This window comes from Streptomyces sp. NPDC050509 (assembly GCF_044457965.1).
Classification (GTDB): Bacteria; Actinomycetota; Actinomycetes; order Streptomycetales; family Streptomycetaceae; genus Streptomyces.
This window is the reverse complement of sequence record NZ_JBITHL010000002.1, coordinates 695,261-713,829: the sequence shown is the minus strand read 5'-3', so window position 1 is coordinate 713,829 and position 18,569 is coordinate 695,261. Positions and strand designations below refer to the sequence as shown.

The 18,569-nt window shown below is 65.0% G+C and carries 13 protein-coding genes; 7 read left to right on the top strand and 6 right to left on the bottom strand.

Annotation, left to right across the window (positions count from 1 at the left end):
* Positions 1–21: 21 nt before the first annotated feature.
* From ACIBJC_RS08465 to ACIBJC_RS08440, 6 genes are all read right to left on the bottom strand, one after another.
* On the bottom strand, positions 22–1,923 hold the full coding sequence (locus tag ACIBJC_RS08465) for a condensation domain-containing protein (RefSeq protein WP_399289548.1): 1,902 nt from the start codon (positions 1,921–1,923) through the stop codon (positions 22–24).
* A gap of 348 nt (positions 1,924–2,271) precedes the next feature.
* Positions 2,272–3,417 (bottom strand): glycosyltransferase, encoded by a 1,146-nt coding sequence (locus ACIBJC_RS08460; RefSeq protein WP_399289546.1) that lies wholly within the window; start codon positions 3,415–3,417, stop codon positions 2,272–2,274.
* A gap of 541 nt (positions 3,418–3,958) precedes the next feature.
* Complete coding sequence (locus ACIBJC_RS08455) at positions 3,959–5,071, bottom strand: nucleotidyltransferase family protein (RefSeq protein ID WP_399289544.1); 1,113 nt, start codon at positions 5,069–5,071, stop codon at positions 3,959–3,961.
* A 58-nt stretch (positions 5,072–5,129) separates the two neighbouring features.
* Positions 5,130–6,308, bottom strand: coding sequence for an acyl-CoA dehydrogenase family protein (locus tag ACIBJC_RS08450; protein ID WP_399289542.1), 1,179 nt, complete (start codon positions 6,306–6,308; stop codon positions 5,130–5,132).
* The gene (locus ACIBJC_RS08445) at positions 6,301–7,590 is read right to left on the bottom strand and encodes a type III PLP-dependent enzyme (RefSeq protein WP_399289540.1); all 1,290 of its coding nucleotides are present in this window, start codon (positions 7,588–7,590) and stop codon (positions 6,301–6,303) included. Before ACIBJC_RS08445 ends, ACIBJC_RS08450 begins: the two co-directional genes overlap by 8 nt.
* Positions 7,587–9,110: a class I adenylate-forming enzyme family protein gene (locus ACIBJC_RS08440; RefSeq protein WP_399289538.1), complete on the bottom strand. Its 1,524-nt coding sequence runs from the start codon at positions 9,108–9,110 to the stop codon at positions 7,587–7,589. The genes ACIBJC_RS08445 and ACIBJC_RS08440 overlap by 4 nt, the downstream gene beginning before the upstream one ends.
* A 356-nt stretch (positions 9,111–9,466) precedes the next feature.
* Here ACIBJC_RS08440 and ACIBJC_RS08435 point away from each other — a divergent pair, with 356 nt between their 5' ends.
* The 7 genes from ACIBJC_RS08435 to ACIBJC_RS08405 all read left to right on the top strand — a co-directional run bounded on the left by ACIBJC_RS08435 (position 9,467) and on the right by ACIBJC_RS08405 (position 18,486).
* Positions 9,467–9,712, top strand: a complete 246-nt coding sequence (locus ACIBJC_RS08435) for an acyl carrier protein (protein WP_399289536.1) — start codon at positions 9,467–9,469, stop codon at positions 9,710–9,712.
* A 763-nt stretch (positions 9,713–10,475) separates the two neighbouring features.
* Positions 10,476–12,380: an ATP-binding cassette domain-containing protein gene (locus tag ACIBJC_RS08430; protein WP_399289534.1), complete on the top strand. Its 1,905-nt coding sequence runs from the start codon at positions 10,476–10,478 to the stop codon at positions 12,378–12,380.
* Positions 12,377–14,206, top strand: coding sequence for an ABC transporter ATP-binding protein (locus ACIBJC_RS08425; RefSeq protein WP_399289532.1), 1,830 nt, complete (start codon positions 12,377–12,379; stop codon positions 14,204–14,206). The genes ACIBJC_RS08430 and ACIBJC_RS08425 overlap by 4 nt, the downstream gene beginning before the upstream one ends.
* A 212-nt stretch (positions 14,207–14,418) precedes the next feature.
* Positions 14,419–14,871 carry a hypothetical protein gene (locus ACIBJC_RS08420; RefSeq protein WP_399289530.1) on the top strand — a complete coding sequence of 151 codons (453 nt, stop codon included), beginning with the start codon at positions 14,419–14,421 and terminating at the stop codon, positions 14,869–14,871.
* A 336-nt stretch (positions 14,872–15,207) separates the two neighbouring features.
* Positions 15,208–16,230, top strand: a complete 1,023-nt coding sequence (locus tag ACIBJC_RS08415) for a hypothetical protein (protein ID WP_399289528.1) — start codon at positions 15,208–15,210, stop codon at positions 16,228–16,230.
* Positions 16,231–16,854: 624 nt separating this feature from the next.
* On the top strand, positions 16,855–17,025 hold the full coding sequence (locus ACIBJC_RS08410) for a hypothetical protein (protein ID WP_399289526.1): 171 nt from the start codon (positions 16,855–16,857) through the stop codon (positions 17,023–17,025).
* Positions 17,026–17,871: 846 nt separating this feature from the next.
* Positions 17,872–18,486, top strand: coding sequence for a hypothetical protein (locus ACIBJC_RS08405; protein ID WP_399289524.1), 615 nt, complete (start codon positions 17,872–17,874; stop codon positions 18,484–18,486).
* Positions 18,487–18,569 lie beyond the last annotated feature (83 nt).

Here is an 18,569-nt window from a genome sequence, read left to right as displayed (position 1 = left end):
AGGCCGTGTCCTAAGCGGTGATCACTCGTCGCTCACCCGCTTCATGCAGAGCTCCACCACGGCTCGCAGGGGCCACGGCCCCAACAGATCGTCCGGGGTAGGGCCCTCGAATCCCAACCGGTTCAGATGCTTCATCACCGCCGGCGCCATGACGGCGCTTCCGCCCTGCCGGATGTACGAGCAGTCCATGTCTACTGGGGCACCACCCAGAGCGATCTCCAGAGCTGCCGCAAGCGCTTCGTAGCCCGCTCCACCGGCCGGGTTCTCCGGGCCAACAGGGACATCCGCTGCACCTGCGGCGTTGTCGGACGCCGTGGACCCGACAGCTATCAGAGAACCGGACGCCGGCAACTCGTCGCACCACACGAACTCATGCGGACACATCAGGTCCACGTTCTCACGCAGCGAGGCCAGGACGTGCGCGCGCACCTGGTCCTGCCTACTCGGGTCCCCGACGAGCTGAGCCACGAGGGTCCGACCCGCCGATGGGCGCTCTTCAACGCCGACCAGGGCAGCCTCGATTCCCTCCACCGAACTGACGATTTGCTCCAGCTTGGCTGTATTGACCCAGCTGTGATCGACGTGGGCCCACCCCTCGTCGTAGGACGAGGCCGGTAGCCCGAATCGCTCGACCACCTCCGCGACGGTGGCGGTCGCCAGATCCGGCTCATTCGCCCAGGCGATGAGGAACTGCTCCATCGCTGTCAGCATATTCTCGATCTGATCTTGCTCAATCACGGACCGGTGAGCGATGAGGTCCAGGTGCACCTCGCCGTTCCGCGCGGAGATTCTGAGGCAAAGGTCGGTGTGCTCGTCGCGCCACAGGCACTCAAGACGCTTCATCGTGCTGCTCGGTTGCTCTCCTCCCGTCCGGTCCCCAGAGGCTGGACTACGCAGATTCCGCTCAAGCCGGTCATTGCAGTTAAGGACCGTGCCCACCCGGATCGATAGACCACGATCTGCCTCGACTCTTGCCTTACGGTCCCGAAAGGAAAGGTAGGAGTATTGCGCATGCCGAGTTGCAACGAGAATACGTTGTCTGGTTTCGGCCATCACTTCGCTCATCGTTGCTTGCGAGAGGAGGTTTACCGAGAACAACGCCTCCTGGAAGAAGCAGCCAACGGACCGACGCACCTCCCGGAAGCGATTTGAGAAATTCATCATGAGGGTAGCGCCTGAATTTCCGGACAGAGCGGAAATCGCTACGGCAAATATAGCGGATAGGTAATTCGTGGCCCTGAATCCTGGATCCCTTTTGGAAAGTTTTTGCAGTGCCGAAAAAAGGGCGGGCGACCGGAGAACTACCCGATGATAGTAACTCACGACATCCCGGTGCGGATCCATAAGCGTGGCGGAGCGAAATCGAGGGAACTGAGCGGCGGGTGAAGATGACAGGACATTCTCACAATACCGCATGGCCCGCTCATGTGCAGGGGCGCGTACAGTCGATTGCCGCCGTGCGACGGCGAGCGGCTGAATGTTCACTTTCTGATCATCTGTCGAGGATGAATTCCTCTCGTCAGAAACACTCAGATATCTCGCCAGTTCCACCTCGATCTGTCCCATACTGGCCCCGTCCACGGCGATATGATTCAGCACCAGGACGACCGTGGCCACGCGCCCATCCTTAAAGTTGAGACCCAACCTCAATGGAAGTTCCACCGCTTGATCCATGGGTGGGACGAAAAGAGCATGAAAGACGGCATCAATATCTTCGGGGTCATTACCGTCCCGACAGAACGGGATGGGAGTTTCGACCTGATCGAGCACCAACTGAAAAGGCACACCGAGCTGGTCTGTCGGGTAGATCGTACGGAACGCCTCGTGCCGATATATCAGATTCCTGACAGCAGCAATAACCCGTTCTTCCGGAACCCCCGGATCCGGCATTCGCAGAATCAATGGAATCTTTGCGCTGTCCACGATGGGAAGTGGCAGGTGGTATTGATACCAATACATCTCCTGAGACCACATCAGCGGTCCCCGGAGGCCGCCACCTGGAGGCGGGGTAGTTTTATTTGTTTCCACACAGGTTTTCCGTGAAGTCATCGCACTCCTTATTGGAACGACTCCTGGGAAGGCTATCCGTCGGGTCGGCGGCAGCCGAGTTCGGCGCCGCCTGAAGAGCAGCTGTTGCGTCACGGTCCACGAGTCGGGCCGACTGGGGGCTTCCCTCAAAACGGCCCTACGCCTGCGGCGATAAACCAGGGAAATCGGTCTTTCGTCCAGTTACGCGCTGTCTGGTTTCCGCGCGGTAATTTTCATTCGGCGTTACGTGGTAATCCGCTCGATGAGTTGGCGTACTGCTTCGTTCGCTGCATGTGGAGCGTACCGCTCCTCATACAGGCCTCTGGCGTTCTCCGCGAGGGAGCGACTTTTGTTTCCGTCCACGAGTAACTGAGCTACCGCGTGAGCGAATTCCTCGACGTCGTCCTCAATCCGAAGATGCACTCCGTTCTCGGCCCTCAGCCCCTCACACCCGACACTTGTCGAGACGACAGGGACATCACTGGCAAACCCCTCAAGGATCTTGATCCGGGTGCCGCCGCCCACGCGTAACGGAGCGATCATTACGTGCGCCCGGTCAAGATAAGGCCTCATGCGCGGCACTTCACCGACGACTTCTACACCAGGTGTCGATCCGAGATCCCTCACGGCCTGCGAGGGCTTTCCGACCAGCAGCAATCGGGCTTGTGGGCGCCTGTCACGGACGCGCGGCAGAATATCTCTGACGAACCAGATCGCCGCGTCCTCATTAGGCGGCCATTCATGCCACCCCTGGAAAAGAATTGTGTCGCCTTCACCGTAGGTTCGGTCCCTCCGCTCTTGGCCGGCTCCCTCATCAGGCAGATAGGTGTTAGGAACCACGGTGCTGTTGTCGAAGGCGAACTTGGCTGCGTCCAGCTCGCTGGTAAACACCAGCATGTCGACTGCTGCGGCAACCTCGGCGTGTGCGGCCCTGAGGCGCTTAATTTCGGACTGTTGCGCCTCGATCTCAACAGTGTCCAATTTACTTCGGTTCGGACTCCTCCCGAGACGCAGCCAGCGTTCCAGAATCACATCTTCCAGGTCATCCACATCCACCACGGCTTTTCCATGGGTCAGGCCGCCGGCGATGTGCCACAAGCGTTCTCTGTCGTACCAGACCACGTCGTACGAGTCGTCGCCTGCCCACTGCGGCAAGGCTTCCGTGAGTAATGCCCTATTTCGGGGAGTGTCGTAGGTGTCCTCCAGCGAGAGGACCTTGCGGAACGGGCCAACCGGTGGGTCGGTCTCGACCGGTGGCGCCCCCTTGGAGCGGAACACGATCAAATCGACCGTCCCGAGCCTGGAAAGAGCTTCGGAAGCGGCCCTGATGCGTCGGGCCCCTCCCGTGGCCGCCCAGGGCCGCGTGCCGGTAACTACTAGAAACCGCATCACTTGCGCTCCTGGTGACGAAGAGGGTTTCGGTCGGTGGCTTTCAGATCACACACAAAGCAGGACCGATGCGTGCTGCTGCACTGGTTACTACCCATCAAATAGAACTCGACCGGCAGCCCCTTCAGTACCCTTATCCGGGCTCATCCACTCCCCCAACGGATCCTGATGCGCTGCCGGCAACACCAACCCCGGGGGGCTCCCATCCCAATGAGAATCCGTCACCGTCGTGTCGATTTGATTGGATGGCACTTCGCGGTTGAGGGATCCCGCCAGGCTCGCAGAAGGTCCTTTCCGAACAAAGAAGCAGCAATCTGTCGTGACGCGGAGAAACGCTCGTCGCCCGCTGGTGATGCCGAACAGCGGCCACTCCATGAAGATCACGATCTGCGGCTGGAGCATCAGAGGGCCCGGACTCCGCGATAACTCGTCGAATCGGTCACTGCCCTCAACGAATTAGCTCAACCGGATCGAGTGATCACGCTGAGACTCCTGGCGCACAAGATCAACACTCAAATTCCGGCTTGGTCGGTGGGCTGCACTACAGGCTCAGTGGGCGACGCAGGCGTTGTGCCATGGTGCCCGGCAAGACGCCGGAAGTGCCATCCGGGATCATGGAGGTGGCAAGCCACTCCGGGGTGGCCTCGAATGTCAAGTCCAGCTCGGCGGTAATCTCGGAGCCGAACAGCGCGTCAGTGTGGGCGACTACCCAAGCCGTCGGCTGAGTCAAGCCGAATCGTTTAATCGTGTGGTTGATTTCGGCGCGCTCGGCAGGGCGAAGTCGATGCCATTCGGTGACCACATCACCGAACTGGGACAGCGTCAACGGCTTGCGCGAAGCGATGCGAGCGAGCCATCCCTCACGGAACAAGTGGAGGCAGGTGAACAAGAAGGCGTACTGCGGCATGAGAGCGTATAGCTGCTTCCCAGGGCCGGTTTCGACGCTGCGCCGTTCTCTCAGAACCTCCTCCATTGGCACCTGCCAGGAACTGGTGTGCCAGGTAAGGCTGTTCGCGACGTCGACAGCGATGTAGGGGACCACTGGATCAGGGCCGAGTCGGTAGTAGTGCGGAAGGTGATCCGGAGAAAGCTGATAGACGCGCAACGCTGCCTTCGACTGCGGCACCAGGGTACGGGTGGTGGCATCGTAGCGGGAGTGCCGGCTGTAGCCAGAAGCGGTGAGCACCTCGTCGGCCGTCTCACGGTGCCGCGGGTGAATCATGAGGTCGATGTCGTCGAACAGCCGGGCGCCGGAGCCTTCGTGAAGGGTGTGGTGGAACACCACACCCTTGGTCCAAGCACTGGTGACGTTGGCATCACGGAGCACCCCGCCGAGGCGCTGTGCTTCTTCGGTCAAGATCGCTGCGCGATGCCGTCCTGCATTGCAGTGGATGTCCAACTGGCCGAGTAGCCGGTATGGAACGGCCCTGCGCAAGCCGTGGACTTTCAGGAAGTCGGCCAAGGCTGCCAGCAGGCGGTGACGTACCGCGTTCCCGATCAGTCCTTCGAAGTCGAAGCCCGGGGTGGCCAGGAGCGGCATGACACGCTCCCGTCCGTCGGGGATCGCGCGGGCCGCTGCGACGGTGATCAGTACCTCCCAGATCGTGTCGGACATGTTTACCTGGGTCGGCCCTGCACCGAGGGTTGTGCTCATCGTGAATGCGATTCCTTTCGCTGAGGTCCGGTGAGCCTTCGCGGGCTGTGGTCATGTCTCACAGCAGTCGCACGGAGCGGTCGACCAGGCTGAGGATGCCGGTGGCGGTCCAGAGACGGTCGTTGGAGTAGTTGAGCGCGGCCGAGCGCAGATCGCGGAAAACGCGTTCCAGGGGGATGGGGGCGTCGGCGCTGTAACCAACGGACAGTCCGGCCAGCTGCACCATGCGGTCGACCGCGCGGAAAGTAAGCTCGGAGGCTGCGAGTTTAAGCGTGTTCACGTGGATGTGGAGATCTGGCCTATTGAGGCTGCGACTCTGCTCGCGCAGGGACTCGATCTCGTTACAGGTCCGCTCCAGGTAGGCGTGGACCAGTTCCAGATCAACCCGAATGCGGGCAATTCGCTCCTGAACCAGTGGTGAACTGCGATCGACCAGAACGGTAGTGCCGATCTGCTGCAGCAAACCGAAAAGGGCCTTCTGGGCGGCGCCCAGCCAGCACGCGCTCCAGGCCAGGTGGCCCAACGGGATCATGCTGTCGTACGAGATCTCGCGGAAGCCTCCCGGCTGTCCGACCAGCCTGTCCCGGCGGACAGTTCCGTCCAAACGCAGAGCTCCGCTGGCAGTGGCCCGCATGCCCAGGGGGTTCCAGTCACCAATCCGGCGTATCGTCAAGTCCGCGCGGGTGGCATAAACCAGGGAGACCCCCTGGTCGGCTTGGTCGGCACCGCCGCGCATCGTCACCAGAAATGCGTCGGCATACTCGCCGCCGGTAACCACCGGGGCGGTCCGACCGAGGGCGAGTATTTCTTCGTCGGGCGCGCCGGTCAGGGTCTCGTCGACCGACATCAGATGGCTGCCGCCGGTGCCGGTGGTGACTGAGGCAAGGTAGATTTCACCAGAAGCGATCCGCGGTAGGACTTCTGCCTTCAGGTCCGAACTGGCGTGCCGGACCAGGCAGTCGACCTGCTGGCAATGCATCGCCCAGATCAGTGCTGTGGACATACAGGCACCGGAAAGATCTTTGGCAATACTGACCAGCCCGTTCAGGTTGCCGCCCATGCCGCCGTATTCCGTCGGGACGAGGTAGCCCATATAGCCGTTCGTCCGTAGTGCCGCCATACTCTCGATGGGGAAGCGCGCCTCTCGGTCGACGTCGCGGGCATGGCGGCCGATGAGCTCTGTCAGAGAGGCAGGGGCGACGGTCGGTGGTGGTGCGGGGCTGTCGGCTTCAGTCACGGAAGGTCACTTCCTGGGTGCGTAGTTCGAAGCGGCCTGTGGCGACGATGTGGTCGCCATCGAGCACGACTTCAGCGGGGGGAGTACGGCTGAGGAAGCCCAAGAGGCTTGCGGTAGGGCCGTAGGCGCCCGTGTTAGGAACCGCCAGTACCTGACCGGGGTAGAGGTACGGGGCGTCAATGGCGGGAGCCAGTACGTCGAGTGGCGTGCACAACGGGCCGACCAGGGTCACCGGGGTGGTCAAGCGGGGTTCAGGGGAAGCGGTTCCTGCATCGATAGGGACAGGGACGATGCTTGGCGACCGGAGCCGGCCGAGTCCCGACATTCCACCGAGGACGTTGACGCCGGAATCCAGCACGGCGAAGGTGCGATCACCACTCCGCTTGACATCCAGAACGGTGGTAAGCAGAGTTCCGGCGGATGCCGCCAGGGCCCGGCCGGATTCGAAGACCACGCGCGTGCCATTGCGGCGCCGATCGGGGAAAGCTGTGTCCAAGACCGCATCGACGGCTCCCTTCAGATAGGGATGGCGAGGCATTGCTCCAGGGCGGGCGAACGGGGCGGGGAATCCTCCGCCGAGGTCGAGCACGTCAGGCGTGAATCCTGCACGCCCGGCTATTGCGGCGATGGTGCGAACGGACTGCTCGAACTCGGCAGCCAGTGCCGCAGGGTCTGCGATATTGGTTGCACAGAAGGTGTGCATACCCACTGGCCGGACCCTTCCGAGCGGTCGCAGCAACCGATCGAGAGCCTGGATGTCGGTGTGATCGACACCGAAGGCGCTGGGGCGACCGGTCATGCGGAGGGATCCACCGGTGCTCCCCCGCGGGCTGTTGATCCGTATCAGGTAGCCGGCCGTGGTGCCAGTTCGCGAGCATGTCTCGGCGAGGCGCTGCCGGTCGGTGACGGACTCGACCGAAAACAGCCGCACTCCACGGTTGAGTGCTTCCTCCACTTCTTCCGGAGTCTTGCCCGGTCCGGTGTACAGCACGTGGTGCGCTGGGCAGCCGGCAGCCAGCGCTACAGCCAGCTCGCCGATCGAACTGACCTCCGCCCGTGCGCCTAGAGCGACCAGCTGAGCTACCAACCGTGGATGCGGATTGGCCTTCAGAGAGTAGAACAACTCCGAGCCGACCGGCAGGTCATCCCGGAGGGCGGCGAAGGACGAGCGCACGACGGCCAGATCGTAGACGTACGCGGGGGTGCCGACGTTCTGGACGATCTGCGCCAGATGGCGCCTGGTCGACGCGGGAATTCCCGATCCGGTAGAGGACTCGGTCATGGCTGCATCCGTGTAGTTCGGCGGAGTTCCGAGGCGTCGACCTTGCCGTGCGCGGTCAGAGGGAGGCTGTCGAGCACGATGCAGCAGTCCGGGGTTCGCTCGGGGCCGAGTCGCGCCCTTACCCCGTTGAGGACCTGACTCGGTGTGAGCGCGGTTACCGCCCACACTGTCAGCCGACCGTCGGGGCCGGGAGGTAGGGCTGCCGCAGCCTCGACGCCGGGGATGTCCGTGAGGACGACCTCGAGTTCTGTGTTGCTCATTCGCCACCCGCGATGCTTGAACATGTCGTCGTCGCGTCCCATGAAGTACAACCTGCCGGCGTCGTCGAGCTTGCCGCGGTCCCCGGTAAACACCGCCTTGCCGTGGCCGTCCGGTGAAGGCCGGAACCTTCGTGCGGTCTCGGCCGGTGCGCGCCAATAACCGCCCATCACATGCGGTCCGGCCGAAACAATCTCGCCCGTCTTGCCTGGGGGTAGAGGTAGTGCTGCGGAGTCCACGATGAACAGCCGTGTGCCGGGCAGAGCGCGTCCGACGCTTTCAGGGCTGACCAGGTCCTCGTCCGGGGCTGCCACCGTGATGCGCTTGCACTCGCTCATGCCGTACATCAGGACGATGCCGGCCTCGGGGAACGCCGTGCGCAGCTGCGCAGTGTGGGCCGGGGTCAGCGCTGCGCCGGTGTTTGTGAATAGTCGAACGTGGGTCGGTCTGGGGTCGCGCCGGGCCAGTCGAGTGAGAGTCTGGGCCAGTGCGGGAACGACTGGGACGACCGTTGCCCGTGCGGCTCGCATATTTGCCAGCTCACGGGCGGATAGCTCCCCGGTTGGCACGACGAGTTCGGCACCTGCCAAGGCGCATAGGAACAGCTGGTAGAGGCCATAGTCGAATGAGACCGGGAGCCGGTTCCATACGACGTCGCCAGTGCGGTAGCCCACCCGTTCAGCAATAGCTCGCACGGCGAACAGGACCGCAGCATGCGGGCACACGATTCCCTTCGGGCGGCCGGTGCTGCCTGAGGTGTAGAGCAGCAGAGCCGGGTCCGCGCCGTCGATCTGCGCTGCCAAGAGGGCGGGAGTATCGTCGCCGTGCAGGTCGGCGGGCCTCAGGACGGCAGCGCCAGCCTGCTCGACTGCGTCGGCTGACAGCCCGTCCGCGACGACAACGACCGGATCGGCGTCCTGGATCAGCCACTCCAGCTCGTAGGAGGTCGCATTGTGCCGGGCCGGGACCAGGATCGCTCCGAGTCGCAGGACTGCCGAGAGTGCAGTGGCAAATCTGGGACCGGGCGGTAGGGACACCATCACTCGGTCACTCCGTCCGACCCCGCAGGCAGCCAGTTTTCCGGCCAGCCGCCGCCCGGCCAGGTCGAGCTCAGACCAGGTGAGCGAGTCCTCGTCAGTGGTGCGGACCGCAGTTCGCGAGGCGTGGGCTCGCGCCGTGAACTCCAGTAGGCCGACCAGGTCGGTGTAGGCGTGGGGAGCAGGGCGAAGTGCTACGGCCTCGGCGGGTGGCGGGACAGTCATTGCGTCACCTTTCGGAAATCCATAACGCCCATGATCTCCACTCTTCTAACGCTTGTTTCGTGCAGTCGCACCAGGTAGGGGAATCTCCCGGTCCACACTCACATTGTCGACTGGTGAGCCGACTGTCTCTCAATTTGCTGATATGCGCAAAAACTGGCGCTGTCGCAAGTTGCACGGAGGATCCTCAGGTGTAGCATGTCGGCTAATCGGCTGGCTCGGGAACGGTGCACTCTACCTATCTCGCGTGCAGGCGAATATTCGTGGTTCCGGCCAAACCCTGGAGCGTCATATTCGCTTTTCCTGGGAATGCCCGCCGGCCTTCCGAGTCGCCAAATAGAATCGAGAGGTAGGATTTCATGGAGCAACCGGAGATCGCACATGCGGTTCGAGAGGTGGTTCGTGAAATCGCCCCCAATATACCCGAGATGGAAGAAAGCGTGTCATTGAATTCTCTGGGTCTTGATTCGCTGGGTAGCGTGGAACTCACCCTTCGCCTGGAGGATCGTTTCGGTGTGGTCTTCGAGGATGACGAGCTGGCATTTGAGAATTTCGAGAGTGTTGCGTCTATTGTCGACCTGCTGTCGGCGAAGACCGCTGCTTGAGAACTTGTACTTCGATCACGAATGCGCCGTTTTCGGGCCTCTGGCGGAGTGAGATGCTGGTCGCAGGGTATCCGTCGAGTCTCCCCAAGAGTTTTGGGGAGACTCGACGGATACCTACCACGCCATCACAAACCTCGAATCCGAGGCTGTCAGCCCATCCCTCGGTCACGGCTCCGTTTACTGCCGGCAGCATCGTTGACGGTTCGCGCGCGGGATGACGCCGCATGGATGAGGCTGCCGATGGCCACACTCAGCTGAAAGCGATTTTCGACGCCGAGTCGGTTCATTAAGGAACACAGAGTATTTGTTACCGTGCGAAGGCTTGCACCGAGCTGCTTGGCGGTACTGCTATCGGTGTGCGCGGCAAGGAGCAAGCCTAACTGCCCACGCTGCCGACCGCCCATCGGCAGCATGGCGGCCAGGCTTTCCGCCATTCCAGGCCAGGAGTGGACAGACCAAGGCAGGATCGAAAGCGAAGCAGGCGACGTCGACAGTAATGCGGCCCTGGAACGAGACAGCTCTCACCTCTCTCTGCGAAGCGCAGGAGCTTAGCGAATTTTTTCTTCAGCCGTTCGAGAGTTCCACAAATGGCTGGGGGCCGCTTGCAGTCCGATCACTCCCCTGTTTTGGCAACATGCACCCCTCCGCTCGCGAAAGAATTCGCAGAGATTAATCACGAAAATCGCATCTGAGCAACGATGCAACGATGACATACTCACGACCTGAGACAAGAATTCCGCGATTTTGAACATCAGGGGGTCAGATGACGCAATTCCGTGTGCTCTCTTCACGGATATCCCTCGTCAGATCCTTACTTACCGACCGTCTCCACCTTGTGCAACTGTTCGTCGCCGACCGTCGCGCCGGTGGTCTCCTGGCCTTGGTCCACCTGTGGTCAGCGGCGGTACCCGCCCTTACCGCGGTGGCCACCGGCTGGCTGGTATCCGGACTCACCGGCGCCGCCACCGGGCGGGAGACCGCCTCGGCAGTGGCGTGGCCGCTGGTCGCAGTGTCCTCGCTACTGGTGGCCGACGAGATCCTCACCTCACTGAGTGGGACCCTTGAGCAGTACACCGCCGGACGCCTTGACGCGCGAATGCGGCGCCGGGTGCGCCGCCTGGCCATGACGCCGTCGAGTATGGCGCACCTGGAGGATCCTGTCTTCGCCGATGACGCTGCCCGTGCATCGGATGTCGGTGAGGGCCGGGTCCGCTCACCGGGGACTGCGGCGGTCGGTCAACTCCGCCTGATTTTCCGTTTTCTGGGGGCGCTGGGATCCTCCGCCGTGATCGCCCTGACGTTCTCCCCGTGGCTCGCCGTCATCCTGCTGGTGGTGTGCATAGTCAACCGGGCGCTGATACGGCGCTGGTGGGTGTATCTGGCCGAGGTGCGAGACGAGCGCGAGAGCATGCGGCGCCGCGCGGAGTATTGGAGCGAGGTCGCCTCGATGGGGCCGGCTGCCAAGGAGGTCCGTCTCTTCGGCCTGCAGGAGTGGGTGGTGCAGCGGCACACCCGCGAACTGCTGGCCTGGGCGGAGACGATCTGGTCGGCGCGCCGAGGGATCCTGCGCCAGCAGGGCTGGATCGCCCTGTTGGCAGCGATCGCCGCCGGCTCCGCGCTTCTCCTGCCAGGGCTGGCTGCCGCGCGGGGCAGCCTCCCCGCCAGCGATTTGATGACCGTGATCGTGGCCGCATGGGGCGTCTTCCAAATCGCCGCTATGGGGCGCGAAGCATTCGACATCGAGTACGGGCTCGGCGCGGTCCGGGCGCTGGAGCGTCTGGACACCACCTACCGCGGGATCGCCACGCCCGCCAGGACCGGAGCCCAGCGGTCCGGTGAGCCGTCGGCCACCACGGGGGAAGTTGCCCCGGCGGCCCTGCGTATCGAGGGGCTCGTCTTCGCCTACCCCGGCAGCCGGCAACGGGTCATCGACGGTCTGGACCTGACCGTCCGTTCCGGTGAGGTTCTGGCCCTGGTCGGGCACAACGGTGTCGGCAAGACCACGCTGATCAAACTGCTTGCAGGCCTCTATCTCCCGACTGCCGGACGCCTGCTGGTCGACGGACAGCCCCTGGACGCCGCGCGAGTGGCGGCGTGGCGCAGGCGCGTCGCGGTCGTCTTCCAGGATTTCAACCGCTATCCGCTCACGCTCGCCGACAACATCGCCCTCTCCGCGCCCGAACACCGCCACGACAGGGAGGGGATCCGCGCCGCCGCACGCCGCGCCGGTATCGCCGCCCTCGCCGAGGAGTACCCCGACGGCTATGACACCGTGTTGAGCGCCGATCGCACCGGCGGCACGGATCTCTCCGGCGGCCAGTGGCAGCGCGTCGCGATCGCGCGCGCCGTCTTCGCCGTCGAGCACGGGCGCGACCTACTGGTCCTGGACGAGCCGACGGCCCACCTGGACGTCGAGGCGGAGGCCCGTTTCTACCGCCAGGTCGTCGCAGAGGTCACAGGGGCGACCGTGCTGCTCATCTCACACCGGCTGTCCACGGTGCGTCAGGCGGACCGGGTAGTCATGCTGGAAGCCGGACGGGTCACCGAGCAGGGCAGCCACCGTGAACTACTGGAGAACGGCGGCGAGTACGCCCGCCTGTTCCGGCTCCAGGCCGCCCGCTTCACCGATACCCAACAGCACAGCGGCGGGAAGGAAGCAGCACGATGAGCACGAAGAGCTCGATGGGCGTGGGGAGGACCGGATCCGGCACCCTGCTCACCGCACGCCACACCTTCGCTTTGTCTTGGCGCGCCGACCCCCCTGTAGTGAGCGTGATCATCGGCCTCTCTCTCGCCCAGGCGGGGGCGGTCGCGGCCACCGGCCTGAGCCAGCGCTGGGTCGTCGACGCGACACAGAGTCCCGGCGGGCAGCCGCTCGGTGCCTTGGCCCTGGCCGTCCTGATCGGGGTGGCTGCCCACATAACCGCCGCGGCCGGCAACCGCACCCGGTACAACTACCAGCACGACCTCACCGACCGCGTCGACCTCGAAGTCAACCGGGAGATCCTCACCGCCACCGCTTCCATCCCCACCCTTGAGCACCTCGAACGCCCCGACTATCTCAATCGTTTGGAGCTGCTGCGCCGCCACACCAGCGCGCTGGCCGGCTCCTGTTGGGCCCTGACCGACACCGGGATCGCCGTGATTGGCGCCGGGCTGTCACTGTGGCTCCTGATCGGCGTCCACCCCGCCCTCGCCGCCCTGGCGTTACTCGCGCTCCCCCCGCTGTGGGCGGCTAAGCGCGCCCAGCGCAGCCTCGCCAGCGCCCGTACCACCACCGCCGAGGACCAGCGCTTGGAGGAGCGGGTCCACCGCATGTTCCTGGCACCGGAGTCGGGCAAGGAAATCTACCTGGCCGGAGCCGACGCCGTCCTGGACGAGACCGCACACGCCGCCCGCACACGCGTAGTCAGCGCCGTCCTCAAGGCCCGGCTCGGAGCGACCGGCTGGCAGCTCACCGGCTGGGTGTGCTACGCCGCCGGGTTCATCGCCGCTCTCGTCCTCACCGTCTCGCTAGTCGCCCGGGGGGCGGCTTCGCTTGGTGATCTCATGCTGGTCATCACCCTGGGAACGCAGCTGCGTTTCCAGATCCACACCACCGTCTCCGGCTTCTCCCGCATCGCCGAGGCCGGCCACGCCACCGACCACTACCTGTGGCTGTCGGCCTACGCCCGTCGGCAGCGCCCCACCGGCGCCCGCCACGCCCCCTGCAGGCTGGAGCACGGCATCCGGATGCGCGACGTTGCCTTCACTTACCCTGGTTCGCACGAGCCGGTCCTTTCCGGAGTGAACCTCACGCTGTGGCCTGGGTCCACAGTGGCCGTGGTCGGCGTGAACGGCGCAGGCAAAACCACCCTGGTCAAGTTGCTGAGCGGGATGTACGCACCCACCGCCGGGCAGGTCGAGGTCGGCGGCATCCCGCTGGGCGAGCTGGACACCACGGCCTGGCGCCGCCGTCTCACCGGCGCTTTCCAGGACTTCGTCCGCTTTCAGCTGCCCGTCCGTCACACGGTGGGGATCGGCGAGCCGGACGCAATGGACGACCGGGAAGAGGTGGCCCGCGCGGTGCGTGAAGCGGGGGCCGACCCGATCATCGCCCAGCTGCCCGAGGGTCTGGACACCCAACTGGGCACCGTCTACGGGGGAGCGGAACTCTCCCAGGGGCAATGGCAGCGCCTTGCCCTGGCTCGCGCCCTGATGCGCCGGCACCCCGCGCTACTCGTCCTGGACGAACCCACCGCCGCCCTCGACCCGCTGGCCGAGCACGAGCTTTACGAGGTGTTCATGCGGCAGGCGGGTGCGGACCCGGGCCGGATCACGCTGCTGGTCTCTCACCGCTTCTCCACGGTGCGGGGAGCCGACCACATCGTGGTTCTGGACGGCGGCCGCGTTACCGAACAGGGCACCCACGTCGAGCTGATGGCTGCAGGCGGCCGCTACGCAGAGCTTTACATCACCCAGGCCGCCGCCTACCAGGAGAAGGACAGCCGATGAGATGAGCCAACTCTTGACATGTGAGATGGGTGCGGCTCTTGGCTCATACAAGATTCTCGTAGTCGTTGATCGCCCAGAGATTATCGGCTGGGCTCCTCTCCGGACTTGGAGAGCTGCTATGGCCATCGGCGTACATCCGACGGTGACCTGGCGGAGGTACGGGGCGAACTCGACGAGCGACAAGAGTACCCGCAGCGGACTGACGACGCTCGGTGGTACGAGTTCGACACGGAGAGACCGAGCACGTTGGAGGCTGGAGTCCGGCGGGGCTGCTGCGGATATGCGTCGACGACGGCGGCGAGGCGCCCGTGCTGAGGGTGACCTGGAGCGACCAGTCGGGCAACTCCGCATCTGTCGCGCCGCGTTCGACGACACAGACGACAGAATCGGACCAATGCACGACGCCACGGCTGACTACATCTACGACTGGACCGGAGCAGCCCCGCAATCACATGCTCGCTCGCAAGGAACCGGCCCTCCAGCAGCGTCTCCATGTGCACCTCGTCGAGATGCCGCACGTCCACCTCAGCCTCGGCCAGACGGGGCACGACCTCCGTCACGCCACCTCCGCATGCCCGACACCTTCCACTCCTCGGCTCGGAGATAGAAAACATCAGGCAGACGCAAATCCAGTTTCACGAGAACCTTTGGAAGGAAAGAAATAGTGATCGCGGGTCGGTTGACTGCACCGTCCCCTTCCGCCGTCCAGCTTCGCCCCACAAACCAGCACGGGAAATCTCACCCCCATCCCAGCACGACAGGGGTCAGAAGGGATGACGACACGTCCGAGGGCAGAGTTCGCCACCATCATCCCGAGGCGTCCGGCGGTCAGCACCCGGCAGCAGCGGGACTCGGCGGCAACGCTCCACGCCACGCCCGGGCTTGAACCGGCCAGGTCCTAAGCACGACTCGCTTGTGCATGCCTGACACCTCGACACACTCCTGTGGAGCCGCCGCGCCATGAGCACACCTTTACGGCGTGGTGCGCGACTGAGGTCGGGGTGTGCTGGCCTGGCGGTTCGGCTGGTGGTGATCACCGCATCGCGGCGCGGTCCCCCGTCGCGGTCATCGCCCACCCCATCCCCTTCGGCCGCGGCAGCGAGCATGTGGGTGAGGCCCTGCTGGCAGGCCCCGGTCCGCAGCCGGGGCCTGCGGACCAGGTGCGGGTCGTCTCGGTGCAGGGCGTGGATGCCGCGCACCTGGTGCTGACCGACACCGACCTGAGCGACTGCCTGTTCTCCGGGGCCTTCCACCTCGACCAGATCCGTCTGGAAGGCCGCACCGCCGTCGCCCCCGCACCCACCGGATGGCACCGCCGCGCCATCCGGCCAGTGCGCTTCACCCGCCGGCGCGTCCTCGCCGAGGAACACCACTGGCGCGCCCACACCGCCGGCCAGCCTGTTCCTGCCGCGGACGCGGCACCGGAGCTCCGGCTGTGGCGTCCCGGCCCGCACCACACCGATCCTGCCCGCACCCCTGGCCCGGAAGACGTCGCCGCGCTGTACCGGCAGTTACGCAAAGCCTTCGAGGACGGCAAGAACGAACCCGGCGCCGCCGACTTCTACTACGGCGAATGCGAGATGCGCCGCCACGACCCCACCGGCACCACGAAGAGCGAACGCCGCCCGCTGTGGGGGTACTGGCTGCTGTCCGGCTACGGCCTGCGTGCTTCCCGCGCCTTCACCTGGCTGCTCGCCGCCATGGCCTTGACCGTAGTGCTCCTCATGGGCGTCGGCCTGCCCACCCACGACCCCGACCCCGCCACCACCGGATTTCTCCACGGCAGCAAGGTCAGTCTCAACACCAGCACCCCCGAGCCCGCGCTGCACGGAGGATGGCAGCTGCGCATGACCTGGGTCCGCGCGGAGAAAGCTACCCGCGTCGCCGTCAACTCGGTCGTCTTCCGCTCCAGCGGACAGAACCTCACCACCCCCGACACCTACATCGAGATGACCTCCCGCCTCCTCGAACCCACCCTCCTCGCCCTCGGAGTCCTCGCCATCCGCGGACGCATCAAACGCTGACTCACCCCCGGCCTGGGCACTCAGCAGACCGCCGGCTCCTCGTCAGGCCATCAGGAAGCACTGACGGCTCCGCATAAAAGGTCTGCGGCGCGGGACCGACGCTGACGCCGCGATCAAGGGGCCCGGTCGGGCGGCGCAAACAGCCAGGGCCCGCGACAGCGGGCGAACGGCAGTCGCCCCGATAAGCACCTGTTAAACCCCCGTCTGTGCAACGTGCGGCACAGGAAGGGTGCAGGCGAAGAAGAGCGGCAGCTTTACGACGCTTTCGATACCGCACTGTTTCTCAGCACGGCGTCGGCGAGATTCCGACGAACTCCCTCCAGGCGTAGGTTCCAAAAGCCGTAGCGAGGACCGGCGCGGACATCTGGCTGACGGTGACGGGCACGAAGAACAGACACCTTCGTAAATGCCGGCCCGCAGGCTTCAGCGGGGCGCCAGCGCGTCCACCCACGCGTCGCCTGCTGGAAGTGAACGAAGCCAGCCGGCTCCGACCACCGCCGGGCCCTGTGGATGCGTGGGAGGCTCGGCTGCCCGGCGCCAGCAACGATGAGCTGGAAGAACTGCGGGCCAAGTCCCATGTCACCCGCGCCGCCATCACCCGCCCCCTGGTCGCGCTGCGACCTCGTGCCCGCCCCAGTTGTCCACGCCACCGCACAGGCGATGGTCGTCGCCACCTACGACATGGTCGATGCCGCCGCGAGCATCGAGAAGCTCACCTCAGCGCAGGACACAGCACGGGCCGCACACGACCGCTTCATCGACGCTGCCGCTGCATACTTCACCGCCAACACCTGACAAGGTCTGCGCCCCGCCGCCCGCGGCGACTTGCTCCACACCGACGGCAAGCAGACATGAAGATCGCGAACTACAGCTGGAATACAAGCCGCGCCTCAGGCGGTGCCAAAGGCATCGGTTCCCATGTCCAGCTACATGGCGGCGCGTGCCTCCGTCAAGGCATTCATCACCTCGCGGAAGGCGTTCTCGCACTCCTCGTCACCATCCTGCGCTCCTGCTTCCGCGGCACGTCTCAACCGGCGCATGCTTCGGAAGTAGGAGAGCGCCGGCTCAACGACTGCTTTGGGTGCGATGACCTCCGTGTGACGACGGTGCACTCTGTGTCGGTCAACGTTCGGTTGAGCATGATCAGTTGTAGTTGGCCACGCGCTGCGGAGAGCGCACCGAGGTAGGCCCCGTACAGCTCACGCCTGCTGCGCCTCCACTCCCCCATCGCTTCCCGTCGTTCCTTGCAGACCTCGACGAGGAGAGTCGCCCCCATCGCAATGGCGGCTCCGAGAACGGTGGTCAGGAGCGTCGTCCATTCCATCTCGGCAAGCTAGGAGATGCGAGCGGCGGCGGGCCTGAGCCATGTGGTGCGCGGCACTGTGGTGGCGAGCGGCTGTGACTCGAACCGGCTGTTCCGGCCCAGGGTCGTGTCCGGCCCGCTGACGTGCAGCGATGGGTCCGTGGCGAGCGGAGCCGTGTCAGGAGCCGTAATGAGAGGGAAACGCGACACCGTCTCGACTTGAAACGTGCGCGGTGCACTTTGTTCCTGTCCGCCAAGGCGGCAATCCGATGCAAATCGCACCAGGAGCACGAGAGCTGTGAGCACATCGCACTGCCATCCGTTCGTCGCGGCCGGGCGTGCCCGGACCCCGCAAGCTCGTCGCGCACAGCTCCGCAGCCGGGGTGGACGTCGTGCATGACGCGCTGTGGCTGGTCGGCTCGGTGGGCGGGCTCCTGTGTCTCGCCGGTCATCTGCCGGCCCCCGCGCGCCAGTGGGGGCCGCACGCGGTCGCCCTGGCTGCCATGCTGCCGATGGGGCTCCGGGCGGAGGGGGCGGGGCCGCTGATGGCGGGAGCAGCCGCCGCGCTCGCCGCCGCCTGCCTGTGGAACGCGTGCGTGGGCTGCTCGTTCCGCCGAGGTGCCGAGGTGGTGAACCTGACCATGATGGCGCTGCTGGCGGCGGTGTCGATCCTCCCGCGGGGTCAGCACGGCACCGGCGGTCACGGTGGCTCCGCGCCGGTCGCGACGGAACCGTGGTTGGCGCTGTTCTTCGTCGCATGCTGGGCCGTGGTCCGCGCGGCTGTCGTGCTCGTCTCCCAGGCGTGGCCAGCGCCCGGTGTCCCGTCCGGTGCCCCGTCCAGGGGGTTGCCTGGAGTTGCCTCGGCTCGCCCCGGGCGCCGTGTGGCGCTGCTCCGGGAGTCGGGGGCCCTGCTTATGGTCGCCGCCATGGCCGGGATGGTCGATGGGGCGTGAGGAACGTTCGGCCGTCATAGCAAGGCCTTCCGCAATGGGATCTCAATGTGTAAGTATTGGATCCAATGTTGGGGTGATCGCAT